Below are 292 nucleotides of genomic sequence, written 5' to 3'. Positions count from 1 at the left end.
GAATGCGGGCTGCCCCGCCTGGACGCGCATCGACGCAGACGAGCACCCTTTCGCCCGCCGCCCACGGACCCTGGATGGCGTGGGACTGCATGTGGCTGAGTAGTTGCTCGTCCACGCGCTGGGCAGTCCGCCTCAGCGCCAGCTCGCGCAGCGCCGTCAGGTTGCCGGGCGAGAAGTAGTTCTCGATCGCGCGCTGGGCGGTTTGCGGGAAATAGACCTTGCCTTCGTGAAGCCGCTTGATCAGATCGTTGGGGGTGAGGTCGATGACCTCGATGTCGTCGGCCTCGTCGAT

Annotated in this window: 1 pseudogene; it reads right to left on the bottom strand. The window is 66.1% G+C overall.

Features of this window, described 5'->3' with window-relative positions:
- A pseudogene (locus tag EN852_RS39480) lies at positions 1-292 on the bottom strand (two-component sensor histidine kinase); the annotation flags it as partial.

The organism is Mesorhizobium sp. M2E.F.Ca.ET.209.01.1.1 (genome assembly GCF_004010375.2).
Taxonomy (GTDB): Bacteria; Pseudomonadota; Alphaproteobacteria; order Rhizobiales; family Rhizobiaceae; genus Mesorhizobium.
Note: the sequence above shows the minus strand (reverse complement) of the source record. Positions and strands in the feature narration are given on the sequence as shown.